Source organism: Fibrella aestuarina BUZ 2, assembly GCF_000331105.1.
In the GTDB taxonomy this organism is placed as follows: domain Bacteria; phylum Bacteroidota; class Bacteroidia; order Cytophagales; family Spirosomataceae; genus Fibrella; species Fibrella aestuarina.
Genome location: NC_020054.1, coordinates 910314 through 927987, shown reverse-complemented (window position 1 = coordinate 927987; position 17674 = coordinate 910314). Strand labels below are relative to the sequence as shown.

Genomic DNA, 17674 nt, shown 5'->3' with positions numbered 1-17674 from the left:
CTTCGTTAGCTTTTGCGTTTAGGCGAACGGGTACGTTGGCGGAATCGGGAAGAACACATCGATGCGGGCGGCGTTGTCGGGGCTGAGCACCGAATGGTTGGCAAAGGGATGGATTGTCATTGAACCGGGGGCGGGGAACGCCGCCATGTCGGTCACGTCAATGCCGGTACGTTGCAGGAAATCTCGGTCTTTATTCATAATGTCTTTCGTGGGTGGCAGCGTATGTCCCTGTGTGTCGTAGCCGGCGTCAATCACCTCTAGCTGGGCGTTGGCCTTGTGATAAATGAGCGAGTGGTAGATCTCATGGCACATCACGTCGGCGTAGAAACGCGCAAACACATCGATCACCAGGTCTTTCAGGGTCTGGTTGGCCGGGGCGGCCGCGAAGGCTTGCAGCAGTTTGGTCAGCTTATCGTGAATGTCTTGACTGACGGGGTCGGTGGGGGTAGCGGTGGGTATTGTCAGCAACTCAAACATACCCGTGAAAATCAGCATCAGTTCGTTGTAATTTTTCGGACCAACCGGCGTCGTGGGCGAGGTGGGGTTGACGGCAGTCAGGCCGAACAGCATACTACCCGTCTGCGGATAGCCATTGATACTGATGTAGTTCGCATACCCGTCGCTGTCGGTGGGGGCAGGTACGTTGTTCGGGTTGATCAGGTGTGACGGCAGGGGATCGTTGAGGGCCCCAATGCGCCACAGCAGCCGAATGTTATGCCCTTCGAGCGCACCGGAGGCCGTTTTTCGGATTAGTCTCGACTCGGTATACTGCTTCAATTTGTCAACAATACGGTTCTTCTCGGCAGTCAAGCCGAGTTGCCGCAGCGTAGCATCGAACGTGTCGGCGCTGGCGATGGTGCGTCCGCCGGTTTCGCTGTTGGCATACTGATGAAACGAATCAGCGACCACAAAGAACTGCGGTACGCCGAGGTGAGTGGTGGTATGGCGGAGCAGTTTCTTTTGCTTGTCGAATACGTCGAGGCTGAGGGTGGTAATGCCCGGCTCGCCCGCCATAATGCGCGTTTTCAGTTGGTCTGGGTGTTCGATCTTACCCCGTGCTGCCGTGCCCAGGCTCCACTCGTAGACGGCGCCTTCGGGTGCATCGTAAACAACGCCTTCTACGTCAGTGATGCCGGTTGTATCGGGTACGTCGGGCGAAAATGCCCGCTTGAGCGAAGGGTTCAGTTTATCGATGTCTACCCACACTTCGGCGTTCTGAACAGCGGGGCCATCTGCTTGGCTACCAATTTTTACTTCTTCGGTTTTGCCTGTGCTGGCATCCGAATTTTTAGCCTCCACGGCTTTGCCCTGCCCAGCAGCCTGCACGGCCACGTCGGTCAGGGTGGGCTTGGCTGCTTCGGGTTTGGGCGTGGCGGTAGCCCCGCCACCCATATAGGCGTTCAGGGCTTTTTCTTTCAAGGTAGCTTTCTGCTCGGGCGACAGCGATTTGTCGGTATCGATGGCATTCATGGTGCGGTCGAGGCGACGTTCCATTGTCTTTTGCACGTCGAGTTTGGCCGCTTCCTGCGCTATTGCCTTGGCCGCTTCCATGGTGGTCTGAAGGGTCTGCATCGCATTCTGCTGGTTGCCCGTCAGGCCCGTAATGTCTTTAAATAGACCCGCCTGCCCCAACAGGCCCATCGTGGCAGCCAGCCCGGTAGGGTCGGGGGCGTTGGGGACGTTCTGGATGCTTACCAGCGAGTTTGGTAGCGCCTGTGCCTGCAACGAGCCGGGGTCGGCGCGACGGGTATCGGTGCTGATGGGGTTGATGGCTGTTGGGCTATCGGGGATGGGCGACTCTTCCCACCGCCAGAACCGGCTCTCGTCGATCTTCTCGCACGAATTACATTTGCCCATCACGGCTTCGGCAAACACGCCCTTCGTGGGTACACTCACACTGATGGGGTCGGCGGCGGCGGTCATGTAGAAGTCCGTCAGCGACTCTTTCATCCCAAAATCGGGGTTCAGGTTCAGGCCAGGGGCCACCGGAAACACCAGACTGTTGCCCACGATGGTAAGGAGTTCGTTCTGCACCAGCGAAGCCACGCTGCGGCCTTCGCCTTTCCCGTTCAGAAAGATGCCATCGAGCAGCATAAACCGTCGCTGCTCCGACATATTCATCCAAATTTGTTTGTGGTAGTACTCCAGGTTGTCGTTAAGGTGCGCGATGAGTTTGTTTACCACCACCAGGTCTTCGCGGCGCGGGTCTTTCAGTTCGTCGGCGGTGGGACCGGCGTACAGCGCAACCCCATCCGTGGCGGTCAGGTCTTCGTTGAGGCGGGGGTAGTTAAACAGGGCGTACGTAAAATGCCGGGTCCGGTAGCGCATGGCCCCCGATTGCACAGTGGCAAACGATCCTTCCGACAGTATGTCTTTCGCGGAGTCGATGCCGATACGCAGGTAGTGAAATCGGTCGCGGGGCAGGTTCGTTGGTCCAGTAATCCGCAACGTGACCGACAATAGCCCATTGCGCGTATAGCGCGACGATACCGAGGCGTCGACCGGCACCGAGCCAATGCTTACCCCGGCCTCATCCTGCACCGTAAACAGCAGGGAGTCAACAAATTGCCGGGCCAGGCGTTCGCCCAGCATCTGATGGAATACGGCATCTTTGTCGGGTACGTTCTGGAGGTAGTTCTCGTAAAATTCGGCGGGGTTACCAATCACTTTTTCCAGCTTACTCCAATTAGCAACGATAATCCGGCCCACTTTTTTCTTGTGCCAGACGGGCGGGAAACCGACACTACCCGCAAAAACGGGCGGCCGATCGGTATCATCGACCTCTACGATTTCGTCGAGCGGGCGTTGCAGCGCTAACCGCATTTTCAGCTCACCCGCAGCCGTCAGGATTGGTTCAGAGGCATACGTACCCGACGGGAAATTGCTGTCTTGCCACTCGTGCGCCACCCGGTCGCCCGCGTCGAAACCCGTACGGAGCCGCTGATCGAGTAGACCAGTGCGGAGGGCTTCGCGCCAGCGGAGGGTCTTTTTCAGGTCGAAGGCACTCATCAGCAATGGTACGAACAAACATTCGCGGGCCTCGGCAAACCGCTGCCTGATTTTAAAATGCCGTAGCACTTCGTAATACTGAATAGTGAGCGCATGACAGTGGTTGTAGTTGGCCACGCTCTCAGCCGACACTTCAAACCGCTCTCCCTGCGCCACCGTCTGAATCACCGTCGAGCGCATACTCCGCACCGCATTGGCCGACTGCACGAGCCGGTCACTAAGTCGTTGCTGATCGGAAGACGAGACTTGCCGGAAACTGTCCTGCGAGGCCCGCGAACTCGCCGTGCTGTAGCCACCCGACACGCCGAAGACCAGCCCGCCCAGCACCCCGCCAACCGCACCCGACGCACCGCCCGTTGAGGCCCGCGAGCTACCCCGCAGGTTCTCAGAGACGCTCCCTCTGGCGATTTCGAGGATGTCGCGGTCGCGGGTCAGCGAATTCGACAGGCTTTCTTCCACATCGACGCTCTGGCTATTGGCTGCCGACTCACGCCGTTCCCAGTCGAATACCACGAGTTGCTTTTTCTGGCCCGGAGCCAGGGGCAGGCTGTAGAGTAGGTCACCCAGCGAGTAGCCGTCGGCGATCCACTCCGACTTGAAATGCAACAGATGCCCATGTGCCACTTCAACAGCCTGATAGATAGTGGGTTCATCGTCCCAATCGATGCTGGTATCCGGACCGAGTTCAACGCGGCCCAAGGGTCGGGGCGCCGCCGGGGGGCCAGTCAGTATGGTCTGAAACGAGCTGATTTCGTTGCGGGTAAACAATTTGCCAATGTTGTCTTTGGTAATGGTTTTTTCATCTTTCAGAAAATCGGTCAGCACGCCTTTCTGAATGCGGATGGTCTCGATGGTTTTCAGGAAATCGTCGGTAGTAGCGGCGGCCCGGCTGCGCGCACGCAGCGAGGTGGTTTTGAAGGGTGAGTCGCGGGCGATAAACGGAAAGGCCCGGAGCGGCTCAATAAGGTCAAAAACCGTGAAGGGCAAGTGCCGCAGAATGTCGGCCAGCGTGAGCTCGGTTTCCTCTTCGATGACATACCCTTTAATGGCAGGTTCGGAAGTACGTACAAGCGTGTAAAACGAAAACTCTTCCAGTACCCGCTTCTGCTCAAAGTGGCCCGCCTCGCAGCCGCAATCGCAGTTGGTTTCGGGGTCAGGGGCCGGGGTTTCAGCCAGTTCGGCCACTAGTATGACCCGGCGTGGAAATACCAGCTCCGTTACGGTCGAGTCGCCATCAGGGTCGGTTATGATCCGGGTTTGTTCGTCGAGCTTGATGGGGATGGGGTTGTGCTTCAGGTTAAGGCCTACCTGCGCTGCCGCCTGGGTGAACACTCCGGCCGGGTAATCGAGCACGAAGTAGCCCTGCGCTTCCGTTCGAACCGACGTGAGCGGTTCGAACGGACCGTCGACCTCGGTCTGCACCATGATAATGAGCTGCACGTCTTCCAGCCGTTGTATGCCTGCTTTATCGAGCAGCCGACCATAAACAAAGGCGGGTCTGGCAGGCTCAGCAGGCAATTCGGGTTGTGTAGCCGGGTCTATCTCCTCGTTGAGTTCAAACGCCACTCGCTCCTGTTTACCCGCTATGTCGCCAAGCCGAAACTGTTGCTGTGTGATGATCCCCCCTTCAGGATGCTGCACCCGCACCATCACTTCACGTTCGGAAAGGCCCGCCTCCCCGAAATCAACCCTGATGTTCCCGTCGCTGTTTGGGTGCAAAGTCAGGTCGAACGTCTGTGTGTCGACCTGAATGGTTTCCTTCCCTTTAGTGAAATAGGAAATCAGCAGCGTAACGGTAACGGCGGCCTTGTTGCCCTTATTTTGAAGTACGAATGTAGCATCCATGATACGCCTTTCATTGGTTAGTCACTGGTTGATGTTTATAGAAACCCATACCCCCACGCCCAGACAGATAAGGTAGTCCGGGAGCCGACAGATCGGCCGCGCAGTCTTACTGATAGGCGAATCAACTGAGTTACCGGCAATCAGGGGGCATCAGCGTGACTGCCGAAAGAAGGTTATATTGCCCAGTCAGACAGCGACACTACACTTTTGTGAAAGCAATTTCCCTACGAGCCGGACTCGGCAGCATTTTATTCTGGTCGGTTATTTCGGCGGCATTTATTGGGCCGGGTTCGGTAACGGCCTGCGCCATAGCCGGGTCGCGGTATGGGCTGGATTTGCTCTGGGTGCTGACCTTCGCTACGCTGGGAACCGTCTGGTTGCAGGAGGCGGCCTCACGCATCACGCTCACCACGGGCCGCGACCTGGGGCAGGTGATCCGGCAAAGTTATTCGGAACCGACGGGGCGGCGGGTGGCCTGGGCCCTGTTCGGGGCTATCTTCCTCGGTTGTGCGGCCTATCAGGCGGGTAACATCTTGGGCGCGGTGGCCGGGCTATCGCTGCTGACGGGGCTACCGGCCCCCACGCTGACCGTCGTGGTTGGCATTGGCTGCGCGGCCTTGTTGTGGATTGGCTCCACGCAGGGGCTGGCCAACATGCTGGGGCTGGTCGTGTTCGCGATGGGCGGGGCTTTCGTGTACGTCGCGTTTGGTACGCCCGTCACACCCCTTGCCCTGACCAAAGCGCTGGTGGTGCCGACCATGCCCAGCGGTTCATTGCTGCTCATCAACGGGCTGATCGGCACGACCATCGTGCCCTACAATCTCTTTTTCGGCTCCAGCATATCGCCTAATCAATCACTGGCCGACATGCGACTGGGCATCTGGGTGGCGGTGGTGCTGGGCGGAATTATCTCGGTCGTGCTGTTGCTGGCGGGCCTGCTGATTCCCAACGACTTCACTTACGCGCACATGGCGACGGTGCTGGCTGAACGGCTGGGTACGTGGGCAGGTACGTTGTTTGCCTTTGGCCTGTTTGCGGCGGGTTTTGCGTCGTCGCTCACCGCCCCGCTCGCCGCCGCCATCACGGCGACTAGCCTGCTGAACGTACCCAGGAACTCCCCTACGTTCCGACTTATCTGGGCGCTGGTACTGGCTACAGGCATCGGTTTTGGGCTGGCCAACGCCACGCCCATTCCGGTGATTGTGGCCGTGCAGGCGATCAACGGCATTCTATTACCCTTCGTGACGGTTTTTCTGTTTCGGGCCGTCAACGACCGGGCGTTGCTGGGCGAGCACGTCAATTCACTCAGTCAGAATCTGGCGATGGGGCTGGTAGTGCTGGTCACGGCTGTGCTCGGTGGCTGGAATATCTGGCTGGCGATTGCCTCGTAACGAACGACAGCGAGTTCATTGTTGGTCAGACAACCAACAGTGAACTCGCTCAGCTGATGGTTCGCTTATGCACCCAACTGTCGGGCAAAGCTGGCCGCGTCCCAATTGATCGTCAGGCTCTGAATCTGGTCGGCGTCATTGAAGGTGAACACAAACACGTGGTCGCTGCCAAACCGCAGGCCTTTGCTGGGAATACCCATGAACTCCTTCGCCTGGGTGCCACCGATGGTCACGTTGGCCGTTACGGTATCCTCATCAGCCACCAACTGATCGACGGTGTTGCTGATGTCCGGGAAGCAATCGATGAGGGAGTCCCAGACGGCTTTGCCAAACGTCCAGAACGTACCCAGCCCCGCTTCGCCGAGGGGTAAGAAATGCACGGTAGCGTCGGGGGCGGCAAGGCCAATCATCCGGGCAGTATCGAGGTCGTCGTAGGCCGTGAAGAAGGCCAGACAAGCGCCTTTGCGGCTCAGGGCGGAAACAGCTTCCTGTTGGGTGGTCTGCATAGTGATGGGGGTTTATTTGGCAGAAAGTGATGCTTGGGGGTAGTTAGGGTGCTGTTTAATCTTGGCGATCTGGCGCAGATGCCGGTCGACGTGGCCCCACTGGAAAATGTAGACCTGGTGCATGTTGCGCGGATTTGGAGTGGCTGTTCGTTCAAAGTGGGCGCGCATATCGGCCGTTGTTTTGCCCACGAAATCGATGGTCTGATTGCGCAACCGCAGAAAGAACGTCAGGTTGTTTTTGCCGTCGATGAAACCACTGGGTTTGGCAAAATCGGGGGCGTTGTGTGGCGCGGGTTCCATAATCCATTCCTTGTAGTAGCTATCCGGGCGACTGGTCTGATTGAGTTCGGGCTGGGGTTTGTTGCCGATGCCTTCGCCCACCTCCCGCGCCCAGATAATCTCCCAGAGGGCCAGGTGCTCGACCACCTCACCGATACTCCACCGGTCGGGCGCTTCACGAAAGGCCCACTGCGCCGGGGTCAGGTTTTCGGTTTCGCGGGTTAACGCGTCGCGGGTGCGTTTGAGGTTGTCGAGCGTGTAAGTCCGGTCGGTTTCAGTCCAGAGCTTGGGGGTAGGTTGGGCCGCGATCGTACTGACAGTCAGCAGGAAGACGAGGCAGCCATGAACAAGGTGCATAACAAAGGGAGGTTTGTGTGTGGATCAAAAGTCGCTAGTCTCCCCCGCGTCAGATTGTACAAATGCGACATTACCGCGACAGGTAGTGGCTCAGTTCGGCATTGTCTTTTACGTACAACGTGGGGCGTTTGCCCGTAAACTGCGTGAACTCCCGGATGAAATGAGACTGGTCGTAGTAACCTGCCTGAAAGATCACGTCCTGCCAGTCGGTTACCTGCCAGCGTTGCGACGCCAGTTGCGCGCACAGATACCCCACGCGCCGGATGCGGGCGTAATATTTAGGGCTCACCCCCACTTTTTGCAGAAACTGCCGCTCGAACTGCCGCCGACAAACGTACAGATCGTCCAGCAGGGTGTTGATGGTGAGCATACCCCGCCGGTCGACGATCAGGTTAGCCGCAAAATCGGTCCGGTCGAAGCCATTGCCCCGGCGCAGAAGCTGACGGTTCAGAAATTGGTCGAGCAGGGCGATTCGACCCGCATTCGTGGGGCAGTCGCCAATTTGTTCGTGCAGGTACGTTATCGACCCGCCCAGTACGTCGGTCAGGCTCACGCGCTCGTCGTTGAATTCGTACATCGGCAGCCCAAAAAGCGTGCTCAGGCCCGCCGGGCGAAACACGATGCCCACCATGCCGATTTGCCCCACGAGTTGGAGTTCATACTGCCGGGTGGCCTGCCCCGTCAGGAAAGCCGTCGGAACCGTGGTCATCGTGTTCCCGGTACGTACCTGATACGGATCGCCGTAGACGAATACCATCGAGGCGAAGCCCGACGGCGGCGACTCGATCCGAAGCGGCGCTACCAGCCGATCCTGTTTTTCCCACACGAAATAGCACTCCACAAAAGGAGCCAGCTGCGGGGCCGGTTTGTGTTTCTGGTAGTGCATAGACCTGATCGTCAAGCCATGAAGCTACCAAACTAGTGGGTTAGCCGACATCACTACTTTAGTAAATGGTGTCAATCTTCACGGGCCGTACGGGGTCTGGCGGTCGGCGATTTGGCAGCGGGCGCGGCTCGTGACTAGCAGCTGCGTTTTATCCGGGAATAAAATGCATGTTGCGCATCAGTCTGGCGCGACACTCCATCATAAATCCAGCCCAAAATCGTTTAAATAAGGTACTACGAAATAGCCGGTCGAAAACGTTATTATCTTGGGCGGGTTAATCGGTTATCGCTCACTTCGTTACTATGAGATTCTTTACGCAGGCCTCACTGCTGTTGATACTGGGTGCGGCCATTGGCCTCGGCGGGTGCAACTCAGCCATGCAGGCTTATAAAAAAGGGGTTCGCCATTTCGAGGCGGGCGAATACAACCTGGCGCTGGGTCAGTTTGACAAAGCCAGCAAAGGCACGATCGATGCGGCGCGTCTCAATTATTACACCGCCGAGTCGTATCGCCTCTCCAACCGCATCGCGCAGGCGGTGCCCTTCTACCAGAAAGCCATCGACGCGGGAGCTGGTGCGGCCGTAGCTGCCGATGCCGCCGCACCCAAAGCGGGGGTGGCCGACCCGGACCTGCGCCTCAACTACGCCTACGCGCTGAAAGCGAGTGGCGATTACGCGGCGGCGCAAGGTCAGTTGCAGCAATACCTCGACAGCCGCCCCAAAAACAAAGTCGGGCTGGCCAAAGCGCAACGCGAGATCGAAACGCTGAAAGCGATCAACCTTATTTCGTCGAAGCAAACCGATTATCGCCTTACCAACCTTGGTGGGCTGAACTCGCCCGGCACCGAGTATGCGCCCGTGTTGCGCGGCGATGAGTTGGTGTTTACCGCCTCGCGCAAAGACGTTATTTACAAAAACAATGGCCTGGCCATGACCGGCCTTTACAAAGCCAAAGTGGGCCAAACGGCCGACGAAACGGGGGCCGGTGGGCCGCAACTTTTCAGCGGATCGGTCTTTCAGAACGATGTAAACGAAGGCACGCCCGCTTTCTCAAAAGACGGCAAGATCATGATCTTCGCCCGGGGTAACAACGGCAAGCGCAAAGGCGGCCTCGACGTCGACCTGTACATGAGTCGGCAGGATCAGGGCGGCAACTGGGGTATGCCCTTCCGGCTGCCCATTTCCGACTCGACCGCCTGGGATGGCTCGCCTGCGTTCTCGGCCGATGGCAAAACGCTTTATTTCGCTTCGAACCGCGCCGGTAGCGTTGGCGGCATCGACCTCTACCGCGCCAACATGGACGCCTCGGGCCGGTTGGGCCGCCCCGTGAATATGGGCCGCGACATCAACACGCCGGGCGATGAGCTGTTTCCTTTTGTGGCTGCCGACGGCAAGCTCTACTTCTCGTCGGACGGGCACCCCGGCCTTGGTAAGCTCGACATTTTCGTGGCCACGCGTTCGCAGGGCGTTATTCGGGTCGAAAACATGGGCGTTCCGATCAACTCCCCCGCCGATGATTTCGGACTGACGTTCCCGGAACCAAACCGGGGTTACATGGCGAGCAACCGACCGGGCGGCAAGGGCGACGATGACATCTACCTCGTCGAAACCGGCGCTGATTCCCCCAAAACGCCCGGCGATTCGACAACCATTGCGCAGAATCCGCCAAAGCCCGGCTCAACCAGAATCGTTCGCTATTTCCTGGCGGGTACCGTAGCGACCAACAGCACGCCCAATGCGCCGCTCGACTCGGCCCGCGTTCGGATTATCGACGACTCAAACGAGGCGACCGTAGCCGAAGCGACAACGGGCCAGCCGGGTACCTTCGGGAAGTTTCCGGTGCAGGAGGGTAAAACGTATAGCGTGGTGGCCGAACGCCCCGGTTACCTCACCCGCCGCGAGCCCTTTACGATGCAGGGCCGTAGCGTACCCGAAATGTTCCTGACCAAACCCGAGACTGACACGACGTTCAATGTGTCGCTGTTGCTCGATAAGGTCGAATTGAACAAGACCTTCGTGCTGGAGAATATCTATTACGACCTTGACAAGTATACTATTCGCCCCGACGCCGCCGAAGAACTCGACAAGCTCGTGACGATCCTGAAAGACAACCCGACGCTCAAAATCGAGCTGAGTTCACATACCGACGTGCGCGCGGCCGATGCCTACAACATGACGCTGTCGCAAAACCGGGCTAAAGCGGCCGTAGACTATATTATCTCGAAAGGCATCGACGCCGACCGGCTCACGGCCAAAGGCTACGGCGAAACCCAGTTGATCGTAAAACGGGCCCGCACCGAGGAAGAGCACCAACGCAACCGCCGCACCGAGTTTAAAGTGCTGGCCTTGTAAACCAAACCACCCAAACCTATAAGGTTTTGGAAACCTTATAGGTTTGCTCAAGCCCCGCCCGTTCGCTGGCGGGGCTTTTTCATGAGTCGCCTGACCCAGTTAAGGCAAGCAAAGACAATGACCCTTTTCTCATTTGTCCGTCTAAAGCGCAATGAGGATTGCTGTACTTTTCTGGTTCATCGCGCTTGCCGCGCAGGCGCAGGGCACCCTCCGGGGACGTGTCATCAACGCGGCCGATGAACAGCCCGTGCCGTTTTGCAGCGTGTTTCTGGCCAATACCAACAAAGGCACCACCGCCGACGAAAATGGCGCCTTCGCCCTGACCAACGTACCTGACGGCCGCTACGAACTTGTGGTATCGAGCGTGGGCTTTGAAACCTGGACAAAACGCCTGACCGGCCAATCCGACGAAGCGCTGCTCATTCGGATCAAACCCACTACCACGCAGTTGAAGGAGGTGGAGGTTAACGCGTTTGGTCCCGAGTGGGAGAAACAATATGACCTGTTCAGGCAGTTTTTTCTGGGTACCAGCAAAAACGCACAAGAATGCCAGATTCTGAACCCGAAGGCCATCTGGTTTGAGCAGGACCCCGCCACCGGGCGGCTTACGGGCGGCGCACGCAAACCGCTCGTGATCGAAAACAGAGCGCTGGGCTACCGGATTCAGTATGTGCTCGACCGGTTCGAGGCCGAGCCCAACCAGCAGGCGGTAACGTACCTGGGCTACCCGGTTTTCGACGATATCAAACCCAAAAATCGGCGCGAAGAGTTGCGTTGGCAACGCGCCCGGCTCGATACCTACGCGGGCTCGGCCCTGCATTTTCTGCGGGCGCTGTATGCCCGAAAAACCAACGAGCAGGGTTTCATCATTCGGCGGGTGCTCGAGCGGGCAACCGATTCGAGCCGGGTCAACGGGGATTGGCAGGTACGTAAGGCCCGTTTTCTGGTGAAAGACCCGCTACCGCCCACCTTTCTGGTCGATGATCGAGAATCGACCGAGACGGCCAAAGCCCTGACATTCGACACGCCCATTCAGGTTGTGTTCAAAGGAGAACCCGAACCAGCCGAGTACCAGGATGTTCCGGTCGCGGGGCAGAGCACGATCGGGCGCACGGCGGGGGTGCAAACGTCCTTGATTCGCCTCACCAAACCGATGGTGATGCTCGAAGCCAACGGTAATTATTACGAACCGCTCGGGCTGGCTTTTGAGGGGTATTGGGGGTGGGAAAAGATGGGCGATCTGCTGCCACTTACGTATCAACCTTAACAGAGGTTTGTTATTTGTAGTTTGTTCTTTGTAGCGGTCTAATACCGATAATTGCCTCTCATCGGGACCTCCTACCCATTACAAACCGAAAACGACAAACCTGCCATGTTGAACGACCGTCTACGCCAATTTCTGGTTGTCTTCGTCACCGTTTCGCTGATCGTCATGAACGGGCTCTCCAACGTTCGCGCGTTTGGGCCGACTACCAACGCTGATATCTCGGCCAAATACGACACGCTGGTGACGCCCGCCGGGTATGCCTTCTCGATCTGGGGCCTCATTTTTCTGGGGCTGCTGGGCTTCTCCATCTACCAGGCGCTGCCCAGCCAACGGCACAACCCCCGATTCCGAACGGCCGGCCCCTGGTATATCGTCAACGGTATCTGTAACGCTATCTGGAGTCCCATTTTCAATCAGGGCTGGATCGGCCTTGCCCTGGCCGTTATTCTGGTCATGTTTGCCAGCCTGTTTATGGTGATGGAACACCTGCGCATCAACCCCCGCACGGATATGGCCATGATGCGCCCCGTCAAGGTGGGTGAGACGTGGCTGGCCCGCGTGCCTTTTTCGATCTATTTCGGCTGGCTCACTGTGGCTACCATTCTGAATATCACGGTCTGGTTCCGGGCCACCCGCTTCGATCTGTCGGGTATTTCGGAGCCAATCTGGGCGGTTGGCGTGCTGGTTATCGGCCTCATCGCCGGAGCTGTATTGTTCAACCGCTACCGCAGCGCCGCCTACATGCTGGTTTTTACCTGGGCCTACGCGGCCATCGCCGTTAAGCAGACCGACCTGCCCACGGTAAAATTTGTTGCCATCGGCGGAGCTGTGATTGCAGCCCTATTGGCCCTCTACGGCTTATTTGCCCCCCGCCAGCAACGGGCTACTGTGTAAATGAATACTGTATGATGGACAATGTATAATGGGGCTGACGTGTCTTACTCTTGTGTCAGCCCCATTATACATTGCCCATCATACAGTATTCATTCATCTAAGCGTTCACCAACTTCATCATGGCCTCAGGATAGCGCAGACCGGCGACGGCGTCTTTGGGGGAAATGGCTTCGATTTGGGCCAGATCATCGGGCGTCAGCGTTATGTCGAGCGCGCCGATATTCTCCTGTAGGTACGTCCGGCGTTTGGTACCGACGATGGGCAGAAACTCCTCTCCTTTGGCCAGAATCCAGGCCAGCGCCAGTTGCGACGCGGTGACGCCTTTGTCGGCCGCCAGTGCTTCGATCTGCTTCACCACGTCGAGGTTCTTCTGAAAATTCTCACCCTGAAAACGCGGTGAATGGCGCCGATAATCGTCAGCATCCAGATCCTCAAACCGCTTGATCTGGCCCGTCAGGAAACCACGGCCCAGCGGGCTGTAGGCCACCAGCGTGATGCCCAGTTCGCGCACCGTCGGCAATACGGTATCTTCTATGTCGCGGCTCCAGAGCGAATACTCCGACTGCACGGCGGCAATTGGGTGCACCGCATTAGCCCGTCGAATGGTATCGGCTCCGGCTTCCGACAGCCCCAGAAAACGCACCTTCCCTTCCTCAACCAGTCGGCTCATTTCGCCGATGGTATCCTCGATGGGCGTATTCGGGTCGACGCGGTGCTGGTAATACAAGTCGATATGGTCGACGCCGAGCCGTTTCAGACTGCCTTCGCACGCCTGCCGCACGTAGTCGGGCCGGCCGTTGATGCTCCGTTTGGTGGGGTCGTTGGGGTCACGGACAATACCGAACTTAGTCGCCAGGACGACCTCGTCGCGGCGGTCGCGGATGGCCTTGCCAACCAGTTCTTCGTTCGTGTAGGGGCCATACATGTCGGCCGTATCGAGCAGGTTGATGCCCGCATCGAGCGCCGCGTGGATCGTAGCGATTGATTCGTCGTCGTTGCGTTGGCCATAAAAGTCGGTCATGCCCATGCAGCCAAGCCCCAATACCGATACAGATTGGCCACTCTGGCCAAGGGTTTTCATAGTCATAGTGGTGATTCGTTGATTACGCTACCTGATTCACTGGCAGAACAAGCGGGAGTGGGTCAATTGGTTCGGCGCCCGTCGAATAGTTAGCGACCGTGCCATTGCCATTGGGTAAGTTGGCCGGTACACCTGTACGACAGCGCCTAAACAGTCCGTTTTACCTAAAGCCTTTCGCATGAATTACGCCGAAGGCATTGTTGCTCAACGCTTATACCTTTGTTCATGCTTTATCCGCTTCGCTGTACCACCTCCTCTTTTTTTAGTCTACTGATCGGCGTCATACTAACGTACCCGGCAACGGCGCAGGCACCGCGTCAGCATCAGTATCAGGCGGAGGCCGGGGCGTTGCTGGCCACCGATCAGACGCCCTTCTGGCTGCGGGCCAATCAATACGGTATCGTTCCGTTGAAAGGACCGGCTTTGCGGCTACAGGCCGGGCTCCGATCCGATTACCAATTGGGCGACAGCACCGGGGCACGGCCCACCGTCGACTGGGGCTATGCACTCGACGCCGTCGCCAACGTGGGCGCGACGAACCAGTTGCTGTTGCCCGAAGCGCACGTGAAAGCTCGGCTGGGTAACCTCGAACTTTATGCAGGCCGGAAGCGGGAAGTGGTTGGTTTGGTCGATACCTTGCTCACCACGGGCGCCTATGCCTGGTCGGGCAATGCGCTGCCGATCCCCAAAATTCAAATAGGGCTGTATCAGTACACACCTGTACCGTTCACGAAGGGTATTGTCTCTTTTTTGGGTGCGTTTGCTCACGGCTGGTTTGAAAACGACGGGCGGCTGGTGAAAGGCTCTTACCTGCATCAGAAATACCTCTATGGCCGCCTGGGCAAACCTACCTGGCCTTTTCGGCTCTACGGTGGCTTCAACCACCAGGTAATCTGGGGCGGCCGGGCTGACCCCGGCGTGCTGAATAACCTGGTGTCTGTGGATGGTCAACTGCCTACAGGTATCGAGTATTATCGGGCCGTCGTGTTCGGGTCGCGTGGTCAGTGGAAGCCCGCCGACCCCAACGTGACCTCGTTTGAAGATAACCGCATTGGTAATCACCTCGGCTCACTCGACTTCGGGGCCGACGTGAACTTGAGCCACTGGAATCTGTATGCCTATCGCCAGTTTTTCTACGACGACGGTTCGCTTTTTTACGGCACCAACCTGGCCGATGGGTTGAACGGCCTACGGCTCAAAAACCGCCGCCAACCCGATGGTGAGGCCTTTTTTCTGCAACAGATCACCCTGGAGTTTCTGTACAGTGCCAGCCAGGGGGGCGATGCCTTCGTGATTGACGATTCGGACCTGCGGGGGCGCGATGATTATTTTAACCACGCCCAATTCCTCGACGGCTGGGAGTACCGAAACCGGATTATTGGGACGCCGTTTTTCTCGCTGCCCAACGAAACCCGCCCGTCGCTCCCGCAACGCGTGGGCGTAGTCAACAACCGAGTCAGCGTAGGGCACGTGGCGGCTAAAGCGTTGGTCAACGGCCGCGTCGACCTGACGACCCGCCTCTCGCTGTCGCGCAACCTGGGTACGTATGCGCTTCGCTACCCCACCCAGCCGATGCAGTTTTCGGGGCTATTCAGCGCAGCGCTGCCCGTATCGGCGTTTGGCGGCGCCACCCTGAGCGGGTCGCTGGGCGTAGATCTGGGCGGTTTGTTACCCACCAGCGTGGGCGTCTATGTGGCTCTTCGCAAAACGGGGCTGCTAAGCCGGTCCACTACGTATTGATGTTCGTTGAATGAAGTTACCCATGCCTGATCAACCGTCCCCAACGTTGCACACCCTTTTCGTGCTCCTGGGCGCTAACCTCGGCGATCCACGCCAGACGTTTGCCGACGCCCGACAGCAACTGACCGAGCAGGTGGGCGACATTCAGCAGGCGTCCGCGCTCTACGAAACCGCCGCCTGGGGCGTAACCGATCAGCCAACGTACCTGAATCAGGTGCTGCGGCTGGGTACGTTGCTCCCACCCTATGCTGTGCTGGAACGTACCCAGGCGATCGAGCAGGCACTGGGCCGGGTGCGTCTGGAACGCTGGGGCGCTCGCCTTATCGACATCGACTTGTTGTTCTACGACGATCAGGTGGTACAGACGCCCACACTTACACTGCCCCATCCGCTCCTGCACGAGCGCCGCTTCACACTGGCCCCGCTGGCCGACATCGCCCCCAATTGGCTCCATCCGGTACTTGGCAGAACCGTAGCCAAGCTACTGGCCGACTGCACCGACGTGAGCGACGTACGCAAATGCTGAACATACCCAGCTATCTCTGTATATCGACTCGCCGAAGCGCCCCTATTTTTTTCTGAATAAGGCCCTAACCCATCACCTCGCGGCCCTCCGTGTATCTCGGTACCCCTCTGCGAATCTCTGTGTCATAGCTGTGTCGCTCAATTAAATTCTCACAAAAACACGCCTTAACCGCTTGTGATTCACTAATTTTGCGGCCGTTCAGTTGCTAAATTTTCAATAAAACGACAGAAACTATGTCTGCCGCCGTAGCAAGCCCCGCCAGTCTGCTGGCCGATCGGATCAACGCCCTCGAAGAATCGTCGACGCTGGGCATGACCAAGATGGCCCGTGAACTCGCGGCTCAGGGTCATAAAGTCATCAGCCTCAGCGTGGGTGAGCCCGATTTCAAAACGCCCGCCCACATTTGCGAAGCCGCCAAGAAAGCCATCGACGACGGCTTCCACGGCTACAGCCCCGTCGCCGGTTACCCCGACCTACGGAAAGCCATCGCCGATAAATTCAACCGCGACAACGGCCTCAACTGGAAACCCGAAAACGTAGTGGTGTCCACAGGCGCCAAACATTCGCTGGCCAACGTGTTGCAGGTGCTGGTAAACCCCGGCGACGAAGTGATCATATTCTCGCCCTACTGGGTAAGCTACTCCGAGATGGTGAAGCTGGCCGAAGGCGTATCGGTGGTGCTCGACGGCCCCTTCGAAAACGACTTTAAAGTAACGCCCGAGCAGTTTGAAGCCGCCATCACTGACCGCACCAAGGTGGTGATGTTTGCGTCGCCCAATAACCCCACCGGCTCGGTCTACACCGAAGCCGAACTGCGGGCCATTGGCGAGGTGGTTGCCCGCCACGAGAACGTCTACGTGCTGGCCGACGAGATCTACGAATACATCAACTTCACGCCCGAAGGCCATTTCAGCATTGGTTCGATGCCCGAGATCCACGACCGGGTCATCACCGTCAACGGCGTGGCAAAGGGCTACGCCATGACGGGCTGGCGTATTGGCTACATTGGTGCCGCCAAATGGATTGCCGAAGGCGTTGAGAAACTACAGGGCCAGGTAACGTCGGGCACCAACTCGATTGCCCAGAAAGCCGCCGTAGCCGCCCTAAATGGCTCGCTCGAACCCAGCCGCGAGATGGCGCAGGCCTATCAGCGCCGCCGCGACCTGGTAGTGAAACTGCTGAAAGAGGTACCGGGCTTCAAGGTGAACGTACCCCAGGGTGCCTTCTACGCCTTCCCCGACATCAGCGCTTACTACGGTAAGTCGGACGGGACCACGACGATCCACAACTCCGACGATTTTGCGACGTGGTTACTCAACAAGGCGTTTGTTGCGACCGTAGCCGGTTCTGGTTTTGGCGCGCCCAACTGCCTGCGTATCTCCACAGCCGCTTCCGACGAAGCTCTCGCCGAAGCCGTACAGCGGATTAAAGACGCCGTAGCGACGCTGAAATAATGTATAGTGTATAATGAATAATGCACAATGGGGCCGGGCACAATGGGGCCGGGCGGCGAACCGCTGACGCGTCTTACTCTTGCGTCAG

General features: G+C 58.0%; 12 protein-coding genes. 7 read left to right on the top strand and 5 right to left on the bottom strand.

Going from position 1 to position 17674, the window contains the following annotated elements:
• Positions 1–18: 18 nt before the first annotated feature.
• Complete coding sequence (locus tag FAES_RS03650) at positions 19–4854, bottom strand: hypothetical protein (RefSeq protein ID WP_015329846.1); 4836 nt, start codon at positions 4852–4854, stop codon at positions 19–21.
• 209 nt (positions 4855–5063) lie between these two features.
• On the opposite strand from FAES_RS03650, the gene FAES_RS03645 reads away from it, so the two are divergent.
• Positions 5064–6245: an NRAMP family divalent metal transporter gene (locus FAES_RS03645; protein WP_229364415.1), complete on the top strand. Its 1182-nt coding sequence runs from the start codon at positions 5064–5066 to the stop codon at positions 6243–6245.
• A 65-nt stretch (positions 6246–6310) separates the two neighbouring features.
• On the opposite strand, the gene FAES_RS03640 is transcribed toward FAES_RS03645, so the two are convergent.
• The 3 genes from FAES_RS03640 to FAES_RS03630 form a co-directional block, all read right to left on the bottom strand.
• Entirely contained in the window at positions 6311–6751 is a 441-nt protein-coding gene (locus tag FAES_RS03640) for an ester cyclase (protein WP_015329844.1), read from the bottom strand.
• Between the two features lie 12 nt (positions 6752–6763).
• On the bottom strand, positions 6764–7387 hold the full coding sequence (locus tag FAES_RS03635) for a DinB family protein (protein WP_015329843.1): 624 nt from the start codon (positions 7385–7387) through the stop codon (positions 6764–6766).
• Positions 7388–7457: 70 nt separating this feature from the next.
• On the bottom strand, positions 7458–8273 hold the full coding sequence (locus FAES_RS03630) for a DUF6597 domain-containing transcriptional factor (RefSeq protein WP_015329842.1): 816 nt from the start codon (positions 8271–8273) through the stop codon (positions 7458–7460).
• A 302-nt stretch (positions 8274–8575) separates the two neighbouring features.
• On the opposite strand from FAES_RS03630, the gene FAES_RS03625 reads away from it, so the two are divergent.
• The 3 genes from FAES_RS03625 to FAES_RS03615 all read left to right on the top strand — a co-directional run bounded on the left by FAES_RS03625 (position 8576) and on the right by FAES_RS03615 (position 12785).
• Positions 8576–10624, top strand: a complete 2049-nt coding sequence (locus FAES_RS03625) for a CHU_0125 family OmpA-like outer membrane integrity protein (RefSeq protein WP_015329841.1) — start codon at positions 8576–8578, stop codon at positions 10622–10624.
• Between the two features lie 151 nt (positions 10625–10775).
• A complete protein-coding gene (locus FAES_RS03620; RefSeq protein WP_015329840.1) occupies positions 10776–11891 on the top strand; it encodes a carboxypeptidase-like regulatory domain-containing protein in 1116 nt (371 codons plus the stop codon).
• Positions 11892–11996: 105 nt separating this feature from the next.
• Positions 11997–12785, top strand: coding sequence for a TspO/MBR family protein (locus tag FAES_RS03615; protein ID WP_015329839.1), 789 nt, complete (start codon positions 11997–11999; stop codon positions 12783–12785).
• A 97-nt stretch (positions 12786–12882) separates the two neighbouring features.
• On the opposite strand, the gene FAES_RS03610 is transcribed toward FAES_RS03615, so the two are convergent.
• Positions 12883–13866, bottom strand: a complete 984-nt coding sequence (locus FAES_RS03610; protein WP_310589904.1) for an aldo/keto reductase — start codon at positions 13864–13866, stop codon at positions 12883–12885.
• A gap of 225 nt (positions 13867–14091) precedes the next feature.
• Between FAES_RS03610 and FAES_RS03605 the strand changes: the two genes are divergently transcribed.
• The 3 genes from FAES_RS03605 to FAES_RS03595 all read left to right on the top strand — a co-directional run bounded on the left by FAES_RS03605 (position 14092) and on the right by FAES_RS03595 (position 17586).
• Entirely contained in the window at positions 14092–15606 is a 1515-nt protein-coding gene (locus tag FAES_RS03605; protein ID WP_015329837.1) for a capsule assembly Wzi family protein, read from the top strand.
• A gap of 10 nt (positions 15607–15616) precedes the next feature.
• Positions 15617–16132: a 2-amino-4-hydroxy-6-hydroxymethyldihydropteridine diphosphokinase gene (gene folK, locus FAES_RS03600; protein WP_015329836.1), complete on the top strand. Its 516-nt coding sequence runs from the start codon at positions 15617–15619 to the stop codon at positions 16130–16132.
• 233 nt (positions 16133–16365) lie between these two features.
• Complete coding sequence (locus FAES_RS03595; RefSeq protein ID WP_015329835.1) at positions 16366–17586, top strand: pyridoxal phosphate-dependent aminotransferase; 1221 nt, start codon at positions 16366–16368, stop codon at positions 17584–17586.
• Positions 17587–17674 lie beyond the last annotated feature (88 nt).